The organism is Aquimarina celericrescens, assembly GCF_042682765.1.
Taxonomy (GTDB): domain Bacteria; phylum Bacteroidota; class Bacteroidia; order Flavobacteriales; family Flavobacteriaceae; genus Aquimarina; species Aquimarina celericrescens.
In genome coordinates, this window is sequence record NZ_JBHUHY010000004.1 from 114874 (window position 1) to 136136 (window position 21263).

At 38.5% G+C, this 21263-nt stretch carries 22 protein-coding genes and 1 pseudogene; 15 read left to right on the top strand and 8 right to left on the bottom strand.

Going from position 1 to position 21263, the window contains the following annotated elements; translation table 11 throughout:
• The first annotated feature begins 28 nt into the window (after positions 1-28).
• From ACFSJT_RS07590 to ACFSJT_RS07660, 15 genes are all read left to right on the top strand, one after another.
• Positions 29-454 (top strand): organic hydroperoxide resistance protein, encoded by a 426-nt coding sequence (locus tag ACFSJT_RS07590; RefSeq protein WP_378319641.1) that lies wholly within the window; start codon positions 29-31, stop codon positions 452-454.
• A 9-nt stretch (positions 455-463) separates the two neighbouring features.
• Entirely contained in the window at positions 464-1117 is a 654-nt protein-coding gene (locus ACFSJT_RS07595; protein WP_378319642.1) for an SDR family NAD(P)-dependent oxidoreductase, read from the top strand.
• Between the two features lie 136 nt (positions 1118-1253).
• The gene (locus tag ACFSJT_RS07600) at positions 1254-2225 is read left to right on the top strand and encodes an NADPH:quinone oxidoreductase family protein (RefSeq protein WP_378319643.1); all 972 of its coding nucleotides are present in this window, start codon (positions 1254-1256) and stop codon (positions 2223-2225) included.
• A 19-nt stretch (positions 2226-2244) separates the two neighbouring features.
• The gene (locus ACFSJT_RS07605; RefSeq protein WP_378319644.1) at positions 2245-3036 is read left to right on the top strand and encodes an SDR family NAD(P)-dependent oxidoreductase; all 792 of its coding nucleotides are present in this window, start codon (positions 2245-2247) and stop codon (positions 3034-3036) included.
• A gap of 67 nt (positions 3037-3103) precedes the next feature.
• The gene (locus tag ACFSJT_RS07610; RefSeq protein WP_378319645.1) at positions 3104-3991 is read left to right on the top strand and encodes an NmrA family NAD(P)-binding protein; all 888 of its coding nucleotides are present in this window, start codon (positions 3104-3106) and stop codon (positions 3989-3991) included.
• A 19-nt stretch (positions 3992-4010) separates the two neighbouring features.
• Positions 4011-4727, top strand: a complete 717-nt coding sequence (locus tag ACFSJT_RS07615; protein ID WP_378319646.1) for an SDR family oxidoreductase — start codon at positions 4011-4013, stop codon at positions 4725-4727.
• Between the two features lie 26 nt (positions 4728-4753).
• The gene (locus ACFSJT_RS07620) at positions 4754-5728 is read left to right on the top strand and encodes an MBL fold metallo-hydrolase (RefSeq protein ID WP_378319647.1); all 975 of its coding nucleotides are present in this window, start codon (positions 4754-4756) and stop codon (positions 5726-5728) included.
• A 67-nt stretch (positions 5729-5795) separates the two neighbouring features.
• Positions 5796-7184 carry an alginate export family protein gene (locus ACFSJT_RS07625; RefSeq protein WP_378319648.1) on the top strand — a complete coding sequence of 463 codons (1389 nt, stop codon included), beginning with the start codon at positions 5796-5798 and terminating at the stop codon, positions 7182-7184.
• A 211-nt stretch (positions 7185-7395) separates the two neighbouring features.
• Complete coding sequence (locus tag ACFSJT_RS07630) at positions 7396-8022, top strand: NADPH-dependent F420 reductase (protein ID WP_378319649.1); 627 nt, start codon at positions 7396-7398, stop codon at positions 8020-8022.
• Positions 8022-8249 carry a putative antibiotic biosynthesis monooxygenase gene (locus tag ACFSJT_RS07635; RefSeq protein WP_378319650.1) on the top strand — a complete coding sequence of 76 codons (228 nt, stop codon included), beginning with the start codon at positions 8022-8024 and terminating at the stop codon, positions 8247-8249. The genes ACFSJT_RS07630 and ACFSJT_RS07635 overlap by 1 nt, the downstream gene beginning before the upstream one ends.
• Positions 8250-8861, top strand: a complete 612-nt coding sequence (locus ACFSJT_RS07640) for a (2Fe-2S)-binding protein (protein ID WP_378319651.1) — start codon at positions 8250-8252, stop codon at positions 8859-8861.
• Positions 8862-8869: 8 nt separating this feature from the next.
• Positions 8870-9877, top strand: a complete 1008-nt coding sequence (locus ACFSJT_RS07645) for an FAD binding domain-containing protein (protein ID WP_378319652.1) — start codon at positions 8870-8872, stop codon at positions 9875-9877.
• Positions 9861-12092, top strand: a complete 2232-nt coding sequence (locus ACFSJT_RS07650) for a xanthine dehydrogenase family protein molybdopterin-binding subunit (RefSeq protein WP_378319653.1) — start codon at positions 9861-9863, stop codon at positions 12090-12092. The genes ACFSJT_RS07645 and ACFSJT_RS07650 overlap by 17 nt, the downstream gene beginning before the upstream one ends.
• Before the next feature lie 16 nt (positions 12093-12108).
• Positions 12109-12873 carry an SDR family NAD(P)-dependent oxidoreductase gene (locus tag ACFSJT_RS07655; RefSeq protein ID WP_378319654.1) on the top strand — a complete coding sequence of 255 codons (765 nt, stop codon included), beginning with the start codon at positions 12109-12111 and terminating at the stop codon, positions 12871-12873.
• Between the two features lie 12 nt (positions 12874-12885).
• On the top strand, positions 12886-14376 hold the full coding sequence (locus ACFSJT_RS07660) for an alginate export family protein (RefSeq protein ID WP_378319655.1): 1491 nt from the start codon (positions 12886-12888) through the stop codon (positions 14374-14376).
• A gap of 38 nt (positions 14377-14414) precedes the next feature.
• Here ACFSJT_RS07660 and ACFSJT_RS07665 read toward each other — a convergent pair.
• From ACFSJT_RS07665 to ACFSJT_RS07700, 8 genes and pseudogenes are all read right to left on the bottom strand, one after another.
• Positions 14415-14705 (bottom strand): annotated as a pseudogene (locus ACFSJT_RS07665) (DUF5712 family protein); the annotation flags it as partial.
• Between the two features lie 32 nt (positions 14706-14737).
• Positions 14738-16108: a 30S ribosomal protein S6--L-glutamate ligase gene (rimK, locus tag ACFSJT_RS07670; protein ID WP_378319812.1), complete on the bottom strand. Its 1371-nt coding sequence runs from the start codon at positions 16106-16108 to the stop codon at positions 14738-14740.
• 20 nt (positions 16109-16128) lie between these two features.
• Positions 16129-16908, bottom strand: a complete 780-nt coding sequence (locus ACFSJT_RS07675; RefSeq protein ID WP_378319656.1) for an RMD1 family protein — start codon at positions 16906-16908, stop codon at positions 16129-16131.
• Between the two features lie 5 nt (positions 16909-16913).
• Positions 16914-17330, bottom strand: a complete 417-nt coding sequence (locus ACFSJT_RS07680) for a VOC family protein (RefSeq protein ID WP_378319657.1) — start codon at positions 17328-17330, stop codon at positions 16914-16916.
• 13 nt (positions 17331-17343) lie between these two features.
• Positions 17344-17643: a hypothetical protein gene (locus tag ACFSJT_RS07685; RefSeq protein ID WP_378319658.1), complete on the bottom strand. Its 300-nt coding sequence runs from the start codon at positions 17641-17643 to the stop codon at positions 17344-17346.
• A 4-nt stretch (positions 17644-17647) separates the two neighbouring features.
• Positions 17648-18622 (bottom strand): deoxyhypusine synthase family protein, encoded by a 975-nt coding sequence (locus tag ACFSJT_RS07690; protein WP_378319659.1) that lies wholly within the window; start codon positions 18620-18622, stop codon positions 17648-17650.
• On the bottom strand, positions 18612-19553 hold the full coding sequence (speB, locus tag ACFSJT_RS07695) for an agmatinase (protein ID WP_378319660.1): 942 nt from the start codon (positions 19551-19553) through the stop codon (positions 18612-18614). The genes ACFSJT_RS07690 and speB overlap by 11 nt, the downstream gene beginning before the upstream one ends.
• A gap of 32 nt (positions 19554-19585) precedes the next feature.
• Positions 19586-21040 (bottom strand): arginine decarboxylase, encoded by a 1455-nt coding sequence (locus ACFSJT_RS07700; protein ID WP_378319661.1) that lies wholly within the window; start codon positions 21038-21040, stop codon positions 19586-19588.
• Positions 21041-21263: the final 223 nt, after the last annotated feature.

The following is a 21263-nucleotide window of genomic DNA, read 5'->3' on the forward strand; positions in this document are numbered from 1 at the left end:
AAATAACAATTTACTTAAACATAAGAATATGAAAACAAGAAAAGTCTATACGGCCCAAGCATTCGCTACGGGAGGAAGAGAAGGAAGTGTCACTTCTGAAGATGGTGTTCTCGATTTAAAAATGAACCTGAAAAATGATGGTTCGGCCACAAATCCCGAACAACTGTTTGCAGCCGGATATGCAGCCTGCTTTGAAAGTACCATCCAGATGCTGGCTCGGCAGCAACACCTTACATTAACGGAAACAGGAGTGAATGGTCTGGTCGATTTGCAGCAAGATGAAAATAGCTATGGCATTGCTGTCGTTCTCGAGGTTTCGTTACCCGAAATAGACGAAGAAACTGCCCATGATTTACTTGAGAAAGCCCATCAAAACTGCCCTTATTCAAAAGCCACCAGAAATAATATTCCTGTAATCCTTAATCTGGTTCGCAAAATGACTTCAACACTTTAAATATAGACTATGAAATACACAGAAAAATCAATCCTGATAATAGGTGCTGGACCAGGAATAGGACATGGCGTAGCGCAAAAATTTGGTATGAAGGGCTATAACGTTGGTCTAATTAGTAGAAAAGAGAAAAGCCTCGAAACGTTAAAAGAACAATTAGAGAATGATGGTATCGCAACAGTATATGCTACTGCCGATGTCACTGATGTCGAAGCTTTTTCCGAAGCATTGCGAGAACTAGATGAAAAATTACCCAACGTTACCGTGGTACATTACAATGTGGCACCTATGGCACCAAAACATCTTTTAAAGTACGATACCGAAAGTTTTATAAACGGCTTGCACATAGGTCTGGGAGGAATCATTACGGTCATCAATACGCTTTTTGGAACACTCAAGGAAAATGAAGGAGGTCTTTTATTGACCGGTGGTGGTTTTGCTGATTATCCCAGTGCAGATTTTGCGACCACTTCTATTGCTAAAGCAGGTATTAGAAATATGGCACCGCAGTTATTTGCAGCATTCAAGGAAGAAGGCATGTACGCCGGAGCCTTAGAAGTATTCGGTGAAGTCTCTGAAACTTCGCAAAAACACAATGCTACTGCCATAGCCGAGCAGTTTTTTCAATTGTGGCAAGAGCGTAGCGAAGCCTTAGTAAAATATTAACTATTTTCTTGAATGAAGCGTGTTAAAATGACATAGAAACGAGGAATAGTAAAACGCCAATGGGTCTCTAGTGTTTAGCTTTAGGGTCTACAAATCATCTCACGCAATAAGAACCATTTAAACAACTAAAGAACAGATGAAATCATGGCGAATTATGGAACCTGGAGACCTTGAGCAGTTCAAGCTTCAGGACATCCAACAGAACGAACTCTCAAAAGGCAAAGTGCGGATTAAAGTGCGCGCAATCGGTGTTAACCCAGCAGATTTAATGCAGGTGATGGGCACCCACCAAAATCCGCCACCGTTACCTTTTAGTCCTGGATTTGAAGTTTCCGGGCAAGTGACCGCATCTCATTCGAAGAAGTATAAAGAGGGTGACCAGGTCATGGCATCTATGGATTTTGGAGCGTATCAAGAATATGTAGACGTTCCTGAGAATTTATTAGAAATCATTCCTGAATCTGTATCATTTACCCAAGCGGCAGCGATACCCATTGCGTATGGCACTGCCTATATTTCTACAATACATCGTGGTAATTTAAAGTCAGGAGAAAGTCTTTTGATTTTCGGAGCTACAGGCGGTGTGGGTTCAAGAATGGTCGAAATAGGAGTGGCCAAGGGGGCACATGTTATTGCAATCTATTCCAAAGCGGAAGAAATGGATTATTTAAAGTCTTTGGGTGCAAAGGAATTCATCAATTACAAAACAGAAGATATCATAGCACGCGCCAAAGAAATCACAGCTGGCAGAGGTGTAGATGTTATTGCCGACCTGGTCGGTGGGAACTTATTCCAAAAAGCATTGGAAACTGTTGCCTGGGAAGGCAGAATACTTCCGATAGGTGCGGCCAGTGGCAAAATACCACAATTGACCTCGATAGAAATGCTTATTCGAAATGCTTCCTTAGTAGGGACAGATTTTGCAGCTTATATCGTAAAAGAACCAAAAACGGTTCGGAAAACGGTTCAAAAACTTTTCAAGTGGTACGCCAAAGGAAAACTCAATTTCCCCGAGCCTGATAATACATTCCCATTCGAAGATGCTAACAACGTATTTCAAAAAATGAGTGAAAGAAGCCTCAAAGGAAAAACAGTTTTAACCATATAATCATTTAAATAATAAAAAAATGAATTTACAATTAAAAGATAAAGTAGTACTACTCACCGGAGCTACTTCAGGTATCGGTGAAGTTACAGCACATCATTTTGCAGAGGAAGGAGCCCATGTGATTGTTACGGGCAGACGTAAAGAAAAAGGTGAAGCCGTGGCAAAAACTTTAAAAGAAAAAGGTGTAAAAAGCCTATTTCTTCAAATGGATGTTACCGACAGAGATTCTATCATCAACGGCTATGATACAATAAAAGAAAAATTTGAGGCGCTGGATATTATTGTAGCCAATGCAGGACGGGAACAACCTCATACCCTTCCCATTGACCAACTTGGCGATGATGATATGGATGTAATGATAGATACCAACCTCAAAGGTACTTGGCTCACTTTAAAATATGGATTACCCTTGCTTCGTAGGCCTGGGGGTTCAATTATTTTACTATCTACGGAATGGACATTCCTAGGTGGTGCCGGACTATCGGCCTACACAGCTTCCAAAACGGGGGTTAATGGCTTAACACGGCAATTAGCTGTTGAACAAGGACCTTTGGGGGTTCGTGTTAATTGCGTGTCCCCTGGTCCCATTATAACACCTATGTTACAACGCTTTACGCAAAATGGAGACATGTCAGCTTTCTATGAAGCCAATATCCCGTTACAACGAGCCGGCCAATCAAATGAAATTGCAGATGCCATTTTGTATTTCGCCTCTGAGAGGTCATCTTATGTATCCGGACAAATTCTGGCTATTGACGGCGGTATGACGGTAAAAATGCCAACTGCGGGATTAGCAGGAAAGGTTCAATAAAAGTGTTAGCATAAATTAAAATCACAATTTTTTGGTGTTTTGTGACAAAATTTAAACCAAAGATAAAATGAAAGAAACAATTTTAATAACCGCAGCCACAGGGAATATCGGTAGCGAACTTACCGGACTATTAGCAACACATCCAAATGTGGGCGAAGTACAGATAGCAACTAGAAATCCAGAATCCCAAAAAGCGCAACTGTTGCATCGGTTTAACCCGCATACCGTAAAACCGGTACATTTTGATATAGAAGACAAGAGCACTATAACAGAAGCACTTAAAGACGTTACCAAAATTTGTTTGATCACGCCTTTATCTGATAAAATGGTCGATTTTCAGCAAATGGTTGTAGACGAAGCCAAAAAACAAGGCATACACTACATTGTAAAAATTAGTGTAGACGCGGCCAGTCCCAACGCACAAGAAGGACCAGGTGCAGCACATTGGGCAGGAGAAGAAATGATTAGAAAAAGTCGCATCCCGCCAACGATGCTAAGGCCTACCATCTTTATGCAGCACTTTTTAATCGTGCCAGGGCTTTACGAAAAAGGCGATGACACTTTCTACTTACCTACCGGCGATGGTAAAATTGCCTTTGTGGACTGCAGGGATATTGCCTATGCCATGAGCGAATTGCTGCTTGCTCCCGAAAAACCCGAGAAGCTGGAAAATGACTTCTTCTTCTTAACCGGTCCTACAGCGGTGACGGGCAATGAAATTGTTGAAGAGTTGTCCAACCTAACTGGTAAGTCTTTCACTTGGAACAAAGAAGAGACCGCCTTTGACAAGCATTCAGAAAAAACAGGTTCTCCGGCCATCGTCAAAGAATTCTATAAGGCAGGTGCAGCCGGTTACCTTGAAAAGGTAGAAACCAAAGATTTCGAAAAGATAACAGGGAAAATGCCCAACTCTTTTGCCCGTTTTGCTTGGGATAACAGGTATTATTTCGTGTAACTTTCCATAAAAAAGACTAATGGATTTAACTAACAAGACAGTGCTTATTATTGGTGGAGCCACAGGGATGGGTTTTGCTACGGCCCAACTGGTTGAAAAGCTAGGTGGTAATACTATCATTGCCGGGCATAATGAAGAAAAAAACAATAAAGCCCTTGAACAACTATCAGATGCTGCTGATGCCTTTTATGTTGATGTTGTAGACCCTAAATCCATCCAAAAACTGTTTAAAAATGTAAAGGGTGTAGACCACTTATTTGTTACCGCAGCACCCGGAGGTACAGGGGATTTTGTGGAGGCACCACTGGAAATCAAAGAAACCTATATCTATGGTAAATTTTGGAGTTTGTTTATGATAACCAAAGAAGCGGTTAAGAAAATCTCAAAAAAGGGTTCTATCACGTTCATTACAGGAGGTTTTACCAAAAATCCAATTAAGGGAACGGTACTGGTTTCTGCTGCATTTCATGCGGTAGAGGGCTTTGCCAAGGCGCTGACGGTCGAAATGGCGCCAATTCGCTTTAATGTCATCCGACCGGGGTTTATTGACAGTGGATTCTGGGATTTTAAGGAAGAAAAGGAACGTGAAAAACTATTTGAAGAAAACAAAAAACAAATAGCTGTCAACCGAATCGGAAGGTCAGAGGATATTGCTCAAATGGCAACGACTATTATGATGAATTCGTTTATAAACGGACAGGTCATTGAAGTGAATGGAGGCAAATTACCTACATAGAAGTTTTAAATTAATTAATTTATAAAATGCGATTACAAACTAAAAATAAAAAGCTACAATACGATTACAGAATCTGGTTGTCTGTCTCTCTTATCTATTTATTCTTGCCAATAAGATTAACAGCTCAAAAGAATCATTTTTTAACAGAGTTTTCAGAACAAGAAGTGATTATCCATGGTTTTTCTATCAGCGGTTTTTCTTCCGTAAATACCTATTTGATTGAATTGCCCGATGCCATAGTACTAATTGATGTCCAGCGCAGTATTTCTAATGCCGAAAAAGTAAACCGTATCATTCAACGTATAGGTAAGGAAGTCAAGGCGATTTTTATTACCCATGGTCATCCAGACCACTATGGCGGTTTAAAAACTATTTATACCAAATATCCGAATGCAAAAATCCACACGTCTGAAAGAACAAAAGAAATTATTGCTAACGATGAATTAGGATTCAACAAACAGACCAAGCTTGTTTTGGGTGATGATTTTGATGAAAATCTGACTTTGCCAAATACGATTTTTAAGAATAATGAAAAGATAAAAATTGCTGGGCTTGAAATCCAAACGCTAGAGATGGGCGAAGGAGAGGCTCCTGAAATGTCTGTTTTTTACCTTCCTCAACTCAACGTATTATTTGCAGGAGATGTTTTGGTTAATGCAATGACTCCATTTTTAATAGATGCCAATACTCTAAATTGGATAGAACAATTGAATGATTTAAAGGATACATTTCCAAATGCCGAAACAGTTTATCCCGGTCATGGTTTTCCAGGTTCATTCAATCAATTGATAGATAACCAGATAGACTATTTGAAGACCTTCAGAGAGTATGTAAGAAGTGCTCTTGAAAAGGACAACAATGTAGATGAAGATGAAAAGAACAAAATAGTGAAGACCATGAAAAGGGATTATAAGGGATACGTGCCAGTAGCCGCCATCGAGAATCTGCTTGAATTAAATATAGATGCTATCTCTAAAGAGATAGTTTCTAAGAAAAAATAGTAATGCTTTTAAAGGCGGACTTCAAGAAACGTCTTCATAGTTGAGTCAGCAATTTTATTAAACAAGTTTGAAACAGAAGGGTTTAAAAATAGTATATGTAATAAGCAGTTTATTGTATTTACAGACTGCTTTGGTTTACGGTCAAGGTGGAAAAAGTCCATTTCTAAAGGAAGCGCCTTCGTATAATTATTTTCATCATAGAAATGATTATTCTTATTTAAAGGATTCCATTGTAAGGAAAGACTGGTCTGATAACCTTAAGAAATTGGCTAAAGGCAAACTTGCTTTAGGTGGCGACTTGAGACTGGCATATGAAAGTTTCAAGAGAGAAGGTTGGTCAAGGCAATCTGGCGATATATACAATTTAAATAGGATATCATTGTTTGGAGATTACCGTTCTAAAAAATTTAGGTTTTATCTTGAATTAAACCATGCTTCTCAAATAGGAAGGCCTAATGGTTCTCGATTTATTGACGATGATTACCTTTCAGTTTTCCAAAGCTTTATCGATTATAATTTTCCTTTTTCAAAAAAGAATGACATCACTTTTAGGTTTGGAAGACAAGCACTGGATTTTGGTACAGGTTTGATGGTTGCCGTACAAGGGGGACCCAATAATAGAAGAACTCATGATGGGCTTAGTTCCATAATCAATATCGGTAAATCAGAAAGTACCCTATTTATTAGTCGTCCTGTTTTTTTTGAAGAAGGCTTTTTGGACAATAATCTACTTAATGATGACGAGTTGCTCTGGGGTACGTATACTAGTCTTTCTTTGACCAAAAAAAGTATTTTTGATTTCTACTATTTCGGTCATTACGGAGATTATCCATCCTTATCTGGAATGTCAAATCAGACTAGGCATTCCATAGGTTTGAGGTACAATATCAATACATCTCATTGGAACATAGACCTAGAGACGACTTATCAATTCGGAAATGCTAAAGATGCCAATATAAGTGGTTATCAGTTTGGAAATATTATTACCTATCAGTTTTCGAATCTTCCCTTACGCCCAATTTTAGGTCACAAATTTTTATATGTTTCAGGCGATGGAGACATTGCAGATGACAGAATTGGTACATTTCAGGCTCCATTTCAAAAGATTTTTGTTGGGGCTGGTTTACCTGCTGGGGGTAATTATATTACTTTTCAACCGGCCGTAACGTTGAATTTAACAGACAAGCTAAAGGTATTAACGGACTATCAATTCATTTTTAGGGCAAATCGAAACGAAGCCGTTTACGGTCCTTACCGTTCGCTTCTCTTCACAGCACAAGAAACTGAATCCACCTATATTGGTAACCAGCTTAATATGGAATTACACTTTCTAATGAATAGGCATTGGTCATTTTTTATAAAGTATGCACCTTTTTTCAATCGTGAATTATTGCAAAATATTGGAGCTGTTGATGGTATGCAATACTTCAGGATGTATTCAACTTTTTTCTTTTAATGTTTAAAAAATGAAGGCATCACTTAGATAGGGTATGGATGTGAGTCTTTAAAAAGGATTAAATAAAAAATGGAGATAAAATTTAGATTTAAGCCATGAGAACCTCATAAGATAAAATCACTTACAACAGGAAGCCTGGTCAAGTGATAAAAGAATGGTTTTACAGTACAAATTGATGGATTGACCATAAAAATTAGTAAACATAAAAGTTATGAAAATAGGAATCATAGGCTCGGGAAATATTGGAGGTAACCTGGGCAAGCACTTTGCAAAGGCTGGACATGAGGTATTCTTTAGTTCCCGTAATCCGGAAAAGCTTTCAGGCTTGGTCAACGAAATTGGCCAACGGGCACATCGGGGAACCGTTGAAGAAGCCGCTACTTTTGGAGAGGTCATTTTACTTGCCACGCCTTATGGAATGCTTCCGGAAATTCATGAAAGAATTGGTAACCTAGAAGGTACAATCCTTATTGATACCACCAACTTTTATGTGCAACGCGATGGTGCGGAAATCAAAAAGCAGATGAATGCACAAAACTATAGAGAATCCGAATGGGTGGCGCATTATTTTAAAGGAGCGGCTGTTAGCAAAGCATTTAATACCATACCAGCCGCGCAATTGAGAGACAAAGCATTTAAAAAAGAAGATGCGCAAGAGATTGTACCCTTTGGCGCAAGTAATAGACAAGCAAAAGAAATCACATTGCAACTCATTTCAGATATTGGTTTTAAGCCGGCATTTATCGGCGATTTGTCAAAAACTCAAGTCATGGAGCCTGACCAAGAACTGTATATGGGATTTCCTGCTGAGGAAGAAGTAAATGCATATACAATATAATGGATAAAAAGAAGCCCAGACAAATACGTTGGAGAATAGTCTTATTAGCTTGGCCTTGTGTTTATGGTCTTATCTACTTGGCCGGTTTTATTGTGCATCTAATTATTCCTGATGCTTCTGAGCCAGTCACAATTGGCATTAGCTCTTTTCTTATTTGCAGTACCATGATTTATGCTGTGGTTCCGCTCATATCAAAATATTTTAAAAACTTTATAACCAAAACATAAATGAAAGAAGAAAACAAACCGATAAAGAAAGGATTTAGCCGCAGAAATTTTTTACAAGTTTCCGGTACCGGTGTAGCAGGATTGGCGGTTGCACCCCTTTTAGGTGCGCAGGCTACAGAACAGAAGAATCCCGAACGACCTTTTGAAGTACCTAACGCTGTTGATGTGCAACTAAATATCAATAACGAGACTATAAAGCTAAAAATAGACCCACGTGCCAGCCTGCTAGATACCTTAAGGTATAAGCTAAACATGACGGGAACAAAAAAAGGTTGCGATGCGGGACACTGCGGAGCGTGCACCATTCACATTAACGGCGAACGCAAGTTGTCTTGCCTTACGCTTGCAATGCGCCATCAAAACGATAAAATTACAACCATTGAAGGGCTATCAAAAGATGGGGTGTTACATCCGGTACAACAAGCCTTTGTTGATAATGACGCTTTTCAATGTGGGTATTGTACCTCTGGACAAGTGATGTCTGCCGTCGCCTGTATTAAAGAAGGGCATAATAAAAGTACGGAAGAAATTAAGGAATACATGAGCGGTAACATTTGCCGCTGTGGAGCTTATCCAAATATCATTAAAGCAGTTAAAGCGGCATCTAAATAACATAGATTATGAATTTTTTTCAATATACTGAAGCAAAAACAACGCGCGATGCTATCAAGGCCAAACAGGAAAAAGAGGCTTCTTACTTTATAGCCGGAGGTTCTAACCTGGTCGATATGATGAAAGAGGGTATCCAACACCCACAACAGCTTGTTGATATTAATACCATTTCAGGCTTACGCGAAATAAAAAATACGGGGGATACGGTGTACCTGGGTACGCTCGCTTCCAATACCGCAGCAGCAGAATCTGAGAAGATTATCAACTTTGCACCCCTTGTATCGCAAAGTATTGTAAAAGGCGCCACTCAGCAGATACGAAATATGGCGACCATAGGGGGCAACTTAATGCAAGAATCACGCTGCCCTTTTTTCTACGATGTTTCTGCCTCTTGTGGGCGAAGAACTGTGGGAGATGTGTGCCCAACGGTAACGGCCAAGGATGGTATTAGAACCAATGCGCTATTCGGGCTGAACGAGAGTTGCAATACCCCACATCCTTCGGATATGGCTGTGGGTATGTTAGCCTTAAGATCAAAAGTGGTATTACAATCGAAAAATGATACCCGTAAACTTGCGCTAGATAAGTTTTATCACATCCCTGTTAAAGAAAACACCAAAATCACCCATTTACAGGATGGCGAAATGATTGTTGGAGTTGAAATTCCGCTAGAACATGGTTTTAACCATTCGGCTTACCTAAAAGTTAGAGACAGAAAATCATACGCATTTGCGCTTATTTCGGGTGCGGCAGCACTCAATATTCAAACAGGAACCATACTCAATGCTGGATTAGCCTCAGGATGGGTAGGCACAATACCCTGGCGATTTGAAGAAGCAGAAAATTACCTGCAAGGGAAATCTGCTACCGAAACTAATTTTAGGCAAGCAGCAAAAATTGCTGTTAGTGGTGCCCAACCCAAAAAAAACAATGCTTTTAAAGTAAAACTTCTTGAAAAAATCTTAATACGAACCCTATTAATGGCAAAAAACACACCTTATGGAACAAATAACTAAACCAATTAACCGTGTTGACGGTCCTGATAAAGTTTCGGGCAAAATTACCTACGCCAATGATGTAGCCATTAAAAATTTGGCCTTTGGTTACTTGATTTCTGCCACCATTGCCAAAGGCCGGGTGAAGTCCATCAATACAGAAAGGGCTCAAAGCCAAAAAGGCGTACTCAAAATATTTACCCATAAAAATATGCCAAGGCTCTACAGTCCGCCAACGTACATCTCACCTTTTGACCCAAGTGGTGATAGTGGGCAACAAAAACACGTCCCCATGCAGGACGATAAGATTGCCTATGACTTGCAATATATTGCTCTTGTAGTCGCAGAATCTTTCGAAGTAGCGCAAGAAGCGGGTCACCTTATTGAAGTTGTCTATGAAGAAGAAAAAGGAACTTATGAAGAGCATCCCAATCCTAAATATGCCGAAGAATTGGAATTTCTTTTCGGAATCATGGAAGGTGATTATCATAGAGGTGAACCGGAAGCAGCCTTTGAAGAGAGCGAAGTAAAGCTGGAGCAAACCTATACAACCCAGACCATGCACCACCAACCTATGGAGCGCCATGGCACAACCGCGGTTTGGAACTCAGAACAGCTGACGATTTATGAACCGACTGCCTGGATTTTCGGCCATCAAAAAGGGGTGGCAGAAATGCTGGGAATGCCTGTTGAAGATGTAACCGTTAGTTCCCCTTATGTTGGTGGTGCGTTTGGCGGAAAAGGTTTGGTGGCACCGCATACTGGCATCGTAGCCGCTGCTGCGAAGGAAATGAACCGCCCGTTACGTGTTGAATTGACCAGAAAACAATTGTTTGGATGCGTCGGCTTACGCTCGGCTACACATAGCGAGGTAAAAGTAGGTGCTGAAAAAGATGGTACCATTAATTCTATCATTATTCATACCACGGGCGAAACGCCTGAATTCCAGAAAACAGCTTTTGAGTCCAGTGTCATTGCACCACGGATGATGTATAGCAACCCTCATATGCGGGCAAAGATGGAAGTCACACCAGTACCTATTAGCGGTCCCGTACCCATGCGTTCCCCTGGGGAAGCCAGTGGTCTGTTTTTACTGGAATCTGCTCTAGATGAGCTTTCCTATAAATTAGACATGGACCCGATAGCCTTACGAAAAAAGAACCATGCCGATAAAAACCTGGAAACAAACCTTCCGTGGACTTCAAAACACCTGAATGAATGTTATGATGTAGGGGCAAGAAAATTTGGATGGGACAAACGCAATCCAAAGTTAGGCAGCATGAGGAAAGACGGTATGCTTGTAGGTTACGGCATGGCCAGTGGCAGTTATCCTACCTTGTTTCATCCCGCTTCCGCGAAAGCGAAATTATTAAATGACGGTAGCGTAGAGCTCATTGTAGGTACTCAGGAAATAGGTACAGGGACCAATACCATTATTCGGCAAATTGCTGCCGACTATCTAGGGGTAGATATCAAAAACATCAAGGTAATAATGGGAAACACGCGTTATCCCAAAACACCACCAACCGTGGCTGCATTTACCGCTGCTAGTGTAGGTACTACCATTGCAAAGGTCTGTGAGCAATTAAAAACGAATCTTATCAGGCTCGCGACTTCAAATGAAGCTTCGCCCCTATTTGGACTTAAAGCAGAAACACTAAACATCAGCAATGGAACGATTACCAATGGTACAAAAGAAGAAAGCCTTCAAACAACATTAAAGCGCGCAGGCCGACCCTATGTAGAGACACAACTTCAGACACAATACAGTCCAGAAATGTTCAAAAAATCATCTTCTTCCTTTGGAGCCAATTTTGTGGAAGTAGAAGTTGACCCCATTACCGGCTGGGCATCGCTCAAAAGAATTGTAGGGGTTTACGATTGTGGAAAAATCATTAATCCGAAAACTGCACATTCTCAACTGATAGGCGGTTGTGTTTTTGCGATCGGTATGGCGATGCAAGAAGCCGCTGAAAGAGATTTAAGCAATTTTCGCTATCTCAACTCAGATTTGGGCGGCTATCATATGCCAGTACAGGCAGACATTCCGGACCTTGACCTTTCCTTTTTAGACTATACTGATAAAGAGGCCAATATACTAGAGGTTAAATCGGTAGGTGAACTGGGCGGTGTAGGCTTACAGGCAGCCATCATGAATGCTATTTATCATGCAACAGGCGTAAGGATACGGTCGCTACCTTACAAACCCGAAAAGCTTTTGGAGATAGCGGAATAATTAAAAACACAAACATATGAAAGCCAAAAACAAGATAGCCTTGGTTACCGGTGGTAGCCGTGGCTTAGGAAAGAACATGGCACTCGCACTGGCCAATGATGGTGTAGACATCATTTTCACTTATTATATCGAAGTTGAAGAGGCCCAAAGTGTAGTAGCAGAATTAGTTGAAAAAGGGCAATCGTCACAGACGCTACAATTAGACCTTGTACAGTTTAATCTACTAGATGAGTTTGTTCAAAAGTTCAGGACCATACTTAAAGAGGAATGGGGAGTTGAAACTTTCGATTTCTTAATACACAATGGTGGCATTGGAGCGAGTATTAGTATCGAGGATTGTACTGAAGAAAAATTTGACCAGTTACTGTACATACATTATAAAAGTGTCTATTTCTTAACCCAAAAATTAATTCCTGCGGTTAATGATGGTGGTTGTATTGTTTTCATTACCAGTGCCACTACCCGTTATTGTATTCCTGGATATTCGCTCTATAGTTCGTTAAAAAGTGCCTTGGAAACGCTTACAAAACATGTGGCGCAAGAATATGGTAATCGTGGTATTAGGTCGGTTGCAGTGGCACCTGGAGCCATTGCTACTGATTTTAATAATGCCAAAGCCAGGGATGACGAAGAAGTGCAACAAAAACTTGCCAATATGATCGCTTTAGGCCGTGTCGGTCAACCCGATGACATAGGTCAGGTAGTTGCTTTCTTATGTAGTGACGCCGCTCAGTGGATTAACGGGGAGCGCATCGAAATTTCGGGGGGGCAGGCTTTGTAGAAGAAAAGAAATATGAAAAATATAATTAAGCATAATTTTCAAAGGACTTTCGGTCTTTTTATTCTAGCGATAGTATGGATAAACACCAGTATGTTTGCCCAAGAAGGAAAAGCGCAAGACAGTACTGGGCTAGAACAGTTTGAAGTTAATGATATCCACGGTCAGTTATTCATTAGTAGAAGATTCAATATTATTCGATACTTGGACAAGTTTGATTATCTGCGAACGAATGAAAAAATCAATTTTTGGGAACGCTTAAAATTTATTCCCATACATAAAAAAACCAATACATATCTTTCTATAGGAGGTGATTTAAGAACACGTTTTGACTATTTTAAAACAGATAATTTCGAAAGATTAGAAACGCCTACGGAAGAATACCGCTACGACCAGCGTTTGATGTTTCATGCCGCTATTCGTCATAAATACTTTGGAGTGTTCTCACAGGTACTTTCTGCGTGGCGATTAGGCAATGATTTGCCAGAAGCTCCTGTAGATGCAGATGACTTAGCACTTCATCAACTCTTTTTCATACTGAAATACCCACATGAAAGCACCGGAAAACAATCTTACCTACGTATAGGCAGACAGGAAGCCTTCATAGGGTCTGGTCGATTGTTTGCCATTCGTGAAGACCCTAATGTAAGACGGTCATATGACGGTGTTCGCAGTAATCTTTTTATCAACCGATTTAAGGCAGACCTTTTTTATTTTAGGGAAGTACCTATTGAACCCAATGTTTTTGATAATGATTGGTTAGCAGACCGTGAACTGTTTGGTATTTACATGACCACACCATTACATAAACAAGAGAACAGGTTAAATCTGGAATTATATTATGTTGGTATCGACCATTGGGAAAACTTTAACCAAGATATCATCGAGGAAGATGAAAGACAGACCGTGGGTGCAAGATTGGTCCACCGCCGCAATCTTGATACCGGTTTTGATTTTGACCTAGAGGCAAACTATCAGTTTGGGAGTGCCGGTGAAACCGATGTTAACGCCTATTCCATAAGTACAGACATAGAATACTTTTGGAAGATTAATCAAAAAGAACATCGATTAGGTCTGGAGGCCAACATTTTTAGTGGAGATAAAGAAGCAAACGACGGCGAATCAAATACCTACAATCCGCTTAATCCGGCATTAGGATTTTTAAGCCGTGCGCCCTTCTTAAACTTTAGCAACCTGATAACGGTAAATCCTTCGTATCGTCTGTTATTGCCTAAAGGAATCGCAGTCACAGCGGAAACAGCCTTTGCTTGGCGGCAGAATACTTCAGATGTTATCTATTCACCACCGGGCTTACCTTATTTCGGTAATGCTTATGAAAGTGAAAATAGTTATGTAGGTCTAATACCCAGCATAGAATTGGAGTGGGCACCCAGCGCTTTTTTAAGCTTTGAATTGTTTTATTCCGGTCTCATCAAAGGTGAATATTTCGCGAGTGGTAGTGAAAATCAACATAATGTGGCCTTAATTACCTATCTCAGGTTTTAGAAATTTCCAATATCAGCTATTTGGTAATTTAGGTTTTATTTAATCTGAAAATCTGTTCCTTTAAAGGTTCTCTGATGTTCGATTTTCGCAAAGTATTTTATATCATCAACTGTAATAGGTCGTCCGTTAATTTCCCGATTGAAGGATGCCACATAATCTTAAATCAGCTCTCTGGTGTACCTTTTTAAATCTTGGCTGTTGTTCTGCAATTTTTTCAATTCATATTTTGAAGGACTAACGGTAATCGAATAAAATTTGGGCTCTTTCTTTTTCGGTTTTGCCGTGTTTCCATCAATTTCTTTGACCACTTCTTCAGCAGAAATCTCATCGCTTATAAACCGTATTTCTGTGTTAGGATGTATCATCGCTTAAATTTTAACTTCTTTTCGATAGCTTCAATCATAATATTGGCAATATCTAATCCGGTTGCATTTTCTATTCCCTCTAGTCCAGGGGATGAATTCACTTCTAACAATAGAGGGCCCTTATTAGATCTAATGATATCTACACCAGCTACCGGAAGATTTAAAATTTTTGCTGCCTTAATTGCCAGTTTTCGCTCTTCGGTAGTTATTTTGATTTTGGATGCAGATCCACCTTGGTGGATGTTAGCTCTAAACTCGCCTCTGGCAGCTTGCCTTTGCATAGAGGCAACTACTTTTCCGTTTACGACAAAACAACGAATGTCCTGTCCGTTAGCTTCTTTAATAAACTCCTGTACCAAAATGTTGGTTTGTACACTTTTAAAGGCATTGATCACGCTTTCTGCAGCTTTGTTAGTTTCTGCGAGCACAACACCTTTGCCTTGAGTACTTTCTAAGAGTTTGATAATTAATGGTGCTCCATTGACCATTTTGATCAAGTCTTTGGTATCCAGAGGGGACTTTGCAAAACCTGTAATCGGGATATGTATATCATGTTTGGCAAAAAGTTGGGTTGCGAGTAGCTTATCTCTGGATTGGGTAATCGCTTCTGCTGTATTCAAACAATACGCTCCCATAGAATCGAATTGCCGGATTAATGCACATGCATAGAACGTCATAGAGGGCCGTATCCTTGGAATAATGGCATCAAATTCATCAATAATATTTCCTCCACGGTACCGTATTTCGGGTTGTATAGCATCCAATTTCATGTATGCCTGCTCTACGTTTAGAAATACCATTTCGTGACCTCTGGCTACACCTGCTTCAACAATACGTTTATTACTATATAGTTCTGGATTACTCGCTAACAATGCAATTTTCAACCCTGACTTCGCCTTAATAAATGGAGCATATTTTTCTGTTATTTGTTCTGAAGTAAAGCTAGTTGCCATATAGGTGGCAGATGGATTTACCATATATCGCCCCATTAATGCCTCACGACCTAATAGCATGCGAAATTCCATTGCATCACGATTAGCTAGTGTCAATTCGATTTCAAAAGTTTTGTCACCTATAGACACCGGTGTCTTGATTACGAAACGTTGTTCTGAAATCCCGGAGGAACTTTTCACAATGCGTTTATCGTGGAGTTTGGTTTCACACGTTATGATAATGCTACGATTATCCTGAATTGGATTAACTTCAAAGCGTACCCATTCCTCTGTACCTTTATACAGTATTTTTATATTGTTTGCCTGTATCGAAGAGGTTTTTGCTCCAGAATCTACGCGTGCTTTGATTGCTGGAATTCCAAACTCCTTGAATACACACCATTCTTCACTGCCTATTATTTTCAGATCTTTTATTTCCAATGTCTTGTTTGTATTTACATTAATTTTATAACGAACATATCAATAACTTCGAACAAGATTAAAATGATAATGATCCACTCCAACTTACTACTTTCTTTATGAAACATGATATCTTTAAAAAGCTCTAAGTTTTCTTTTATAATTTCGATCTGATCATGAATACTTCTATAGCGATCTTTTAGATCAAAAACCCGTTTTAGATCCTGATCTAATTTATTAAGGGTTTCATCATCCCAAGTCACATCATGAGAATCAAATATGTAAAGATTCTCTGAAATTTTATTTTTGATATTTAAAACACGCCCAATATACTTTTTAAGGTTTTTACCACTAATATCTAACTTGCCTTTTTCCTCAAGATATGTGGTATGGACCTTGGTGTCTTCTAAGATTTGTTCTGAGATGTTTGAATAACTATCAAGTGCAACAGATTGGGAAACATTGAGCATCACTAGCCGTAATGATTCAACATTAAAGTGCTTCAGGGTAACAGTCCCAAAGGATACGGTATTTGATGTTCCTCCAATAATGATGTCTATGTTTTCAGAAACTTCTTCTTTAATGAAACTTTTACCATACATCAATATCTCATTACAAATCTCTTCAGCATTATCTTTACTGATATTATAAAAACAAATCACTCCATATTTGAAAATATAGATATACTGTCCCTGATCATATTCGTAAAACAGTTCATCTGTATCAAAAAATAATAATTCGGCCTCGAAATTTTTTCTGCAATTCTTTATCGAAATGACATCGGCAATTTGAATCGCATACGCTTCAGTTTTCATGATTGTTAGGCGGTGAATATCTCTCCGTGGTCTTTAAAACTCTTAAACTCTACCATATATCCATTAGGATCTTTTACAAAAAAGGAAAGATGTTCTCCAACCTTGTTTTCAAAAAAAGTAACTTCAGTGGTTACGTCTATATCCATTGAAAAGAGTCGAGAATATAACTTACCCCAAGTTTCTACATCTATGATTACTCCGAAGTGAAAAGACGGTAATATCTGATCTCCTAGGCGATAATTTTTGAAATTAAAATTAAAATCTCCAGCTTTGGTGAAGGTAATCTGGTTTCCATATAAATTAATATCTGCCCAACCATCTGTAAATCTTCCTAATTTAGCTCCAAGTTTATAATTATAGAAATTTTTTGTTTTTTCTAGATCTTCACACGGTAATGCTAAGTGAAATTCTGCTTTTTTCATGGTTACATTAATTTTAATCTTCTTCGATTTCTGGTTGTTCTGGTAATTCAGTTGCCTGCTCTTGATCATCTTCATCTTCGTGACTTTCCATCGCACTAACTAGTCGTTTACTAACTTTAACCAAATATAAAGTGTCTTCAGTTTTTACTTCTACACATTCTACGACTTCGTTTTTTGCATTTCTAAACGTAATAATATCTTCTTCATCATACCCGTCTGGATATTTCATCACTAACAAATCCAGAATGGTATTAGTTAACTTTTTGAAATCAACAATAACTTTTTTTAAATGATCGTTTTTTGATCTTTTCATATCATTACATATTTAGTAGGTAGGCAAATAGTAAAGGTGCTACAATGGTAGCATCTGATTCGATAATGAATTTTGGAGTGTTAATATCTAACTTACCCCAGGTGATTTTTTCATTAGGTACGGCTCCGCTATACGATCCATAACTTGTGGTTGAGTCACTTATTTGGCAGAAATAATTCCAAAAAGGAGTATCGGTACGCTCCATATCCTGATATAACATGGGAACAACACAAATAGGAAAATCTCCTGCAATACCACCACCTATTTGAAAGAATCCAATGCCATTTTTAGAATTATCGGTATACCAATCGGCCAGAAAGGTCATATACTCGATACCAGATTTCATGGTACTTGCTTTCAGTTCACCTTTCATTACATAGCTGGCAAAAATGTTACCCATTGTACTGTCTTCCCATCCAGGTACTACCATTGGCAGGTTAGCTTTGGCAGCTGCGTACATCCAACTGTCTTTTATATCTATCTCATAGTATTGTTCTAACACACCAGATAATAACATTTTATACATAAATTCGTGCGGAAAGTAGCGTTCTCCTGCTTCTTCAGCGTCTTTCCAAATCTTAAAAATATGTTTCTGTAATCTTCTGAAAGCTTCTTCTTCTGGTATACAGGTATCAGTAACTCTATTTAGACCTTTTTCTAATAACTCCCATTCCTGTTGTGGGGTTAAATCTCGATAATTTGGTATTCTTTTGTAATGGCTATGCGCCACAAGATTCATAATATCTTCTTCGAGATTTGCTCCTGTACAAGAAACGATGTGTACTTTATCCTGACGAATTATTTCCGCAAAGATTTTTCCCAGTTCTGCAGTACTCATAGCACCTGCTAGAGAAACCAGCATCTTTCCACCATGATCCAGTTGGGATTCATATCCTTTTGCAGCATCGACCAAAGTAGCAGCATTGAAGTGCAAATAATAGTTTTCTATAAATTGCGATATAGCTCCTTTAGTCTTCATCTGAGTTATATTTTAAGCGATTCAAATTGTTTTCTTTTTGGTTGGTGTATAAATTCTCGTTCTCATCATCCTCATCCTGTTCTGCAAATTTGTAACTCAACATTTTATAGTATAATTTGGCAGCAGCAAAATCAGAGGATTTATCATCTTTATTAGGGCATAATTCTACAATATCAAATCCTACTACATTTTTTTCTTCAAATATTTTCTTAAGAAATTCAAGAGTTTCATACCATAATAATCCCCCTGGTTCTGGTGTTCCCGTAGCCGGTAGAATAGAAGGATCGAGAGCATCCAGATCAAAAGTGATGTAAACATTATCTGTCATTAGTTCGATGGCGTTATCCATCCAATAATCATCTGTTGCCATTTCGTGAGCAAAGAACACATGATCTTCATTCATTACCAATTTTTCTGAAGCATCCATACTGCGAATACCCACTTGAATAAGGTTGGTGTTTTGATTGGCTTCATACAATGCACAGGCGTGATTGTACTTAGACCCCTCATACTCTTTTCTCAGATCAGCATGAGCATCTATTTGAACTACTGTTAAATCGTTAAAACATTCATCAAAAGCCCGTATAGCTCCAATAGCAATAGAATGTTCTCCTCCAAAAAGCGTCACAAACTTGTTACGTTTTATAGAAGATTTAACAACATTGTGTACAGCGGTAACCATAGCTTCTGGCGAGGAGTTTTCATCAATGGCATCTGCGAGATAAATTCCTTGTTTGTATATTTCGCTATTAGTCTCTATATCATATAGCTCCATATTTTCTGAAGCGTGTAAGAACGCTTCAGGTCCTTTATCGGCTCCCTTACCCCAAGTACTGGTACCATCATAAGGAACAGGTATTAATACTACTTTTGATTTGTCATAGCCAGCATATTGTTCTGGAATTCCGGCATATGTTTTCTTAGTTTCCATTTTAAAAAATGTTTCGATTAACTTAGATTAAATTAATTATGAGGTATAAGTGTTTCTTTTTTCGAATGTTCTGATGTTACTTCTTGTGCTGTTTTTTGATATCCTAGAATAGATAGTAACTGTTCTGAGGTTTGTTGTGGGGCAAAAACTTCTGTTGTTAACGCTCCATTTTTGTCGCGATTTATCAAAATATGCTTAGGTTGGGGAATCAGGCAATGTTGCAATCCGCCAAAACCACCAATAGTTTCCTGATATGCACCCGTATTGAAAAAACCGATATACAAGGGTTTGTCTTTTTTATATTTTGGTAGATATATAGCGTTCATATGTTGTTCAGAATTATAATAATCATCACTATCACATGTTAATCCACCAAGCAGTACGCGTTCATATTCATCTTGCCATCTATTTACCGGAAGCATTACAAAACGCTTATTTATTGCCCAGGTATCTGGCATTGTTGTAATAAAAGACGAATTGATCATATTCCATTTTTCGCGATCGTTTTGCTGTTTTTGATAGAGCACCTCATAAATAGCCCCACCACTTTCACCTACGGTAAAACTGCCAAATTCGGTAAATATATGAGGGACATCTACTCTCGCTTCTTCACAGGCAATCTGGATTTGATTTACGATTTCATTGATCATATACTGGTAGTCATAATCGAATGCCAAAGAGTTTTTTATAGGGAAACCACCACCAATATTTAAACTATCCAGTGATGGACATATTTTTTTAAGACTAATGTATACTTTTAGGCATTTTAACAGCTCATTCCAATAGTACGCGGTATCGCGAATACCTGTATTGATAAAGAAGTGAAGCATTTTCAGTTTCACTCTAGGATTGTTTTTAATTTGATTGTTGTAAAAAGACACGATATTTCGATAGCCAATCCCTAATCTGGAGGTATAGAATTCAAATTTAGGTTCTTCTTCAGAAGCAATACGGATACCTACCTGAAAATCTTCATTAATCACATTGCTTAATAAATCTAATTCTTCGTAATTATCAATGATTGGAATACAGTTATGATGCCCGTTATTAATCAATCGGGCAATATTCTGAATATATTGATCACGTTTGAAGCCATTACTAATCACATAAGTGTCATTATTAATTTTACCTTGTGCCTTTAAGTTTTCAACAATATCAATATCAAAAGCTGAGGAGGTTTCTATATGAATATCATTTTTTAGTGCTTCATTTAATACGTGTTGAAAATGAGAGCTTTTGGTACAATAGCAATAGTTATAATTACCGGCATAATTATTCGCTTTGATGGCATTATCGAACCATCCTTTGGCCCTGTTAATATTTTCTGATATTTTAGGGAGATAAGTAAATTTTAGAGGCGTACCATATTGGGCGATCAACTGCATAAGGTTGATGCCATGAAATTGTAATTGGTTATCCTCTAGTTTAAATTCTTCTTGAGGGAAATGAAACGTTTGATCAATAAGATCGATATATTTTGTTTTCATCTGATTTGTTTTGATTTGCAGATGAATTCACCATTGAAAACACAGACCAAATGAGCCTGAAAATCTATGGATCTTCCATTATTTGAGATTAAAAAAAATTGAAATTGATAAGAAAACGGCAATGCCATTTGTATCAATTATCTCATACTCGAATAATAGAAATAGTATAAGGAACGAATGGTATTCGCTCTAAAGATCTTAGTGTAGTGGTATATTTTTTAGA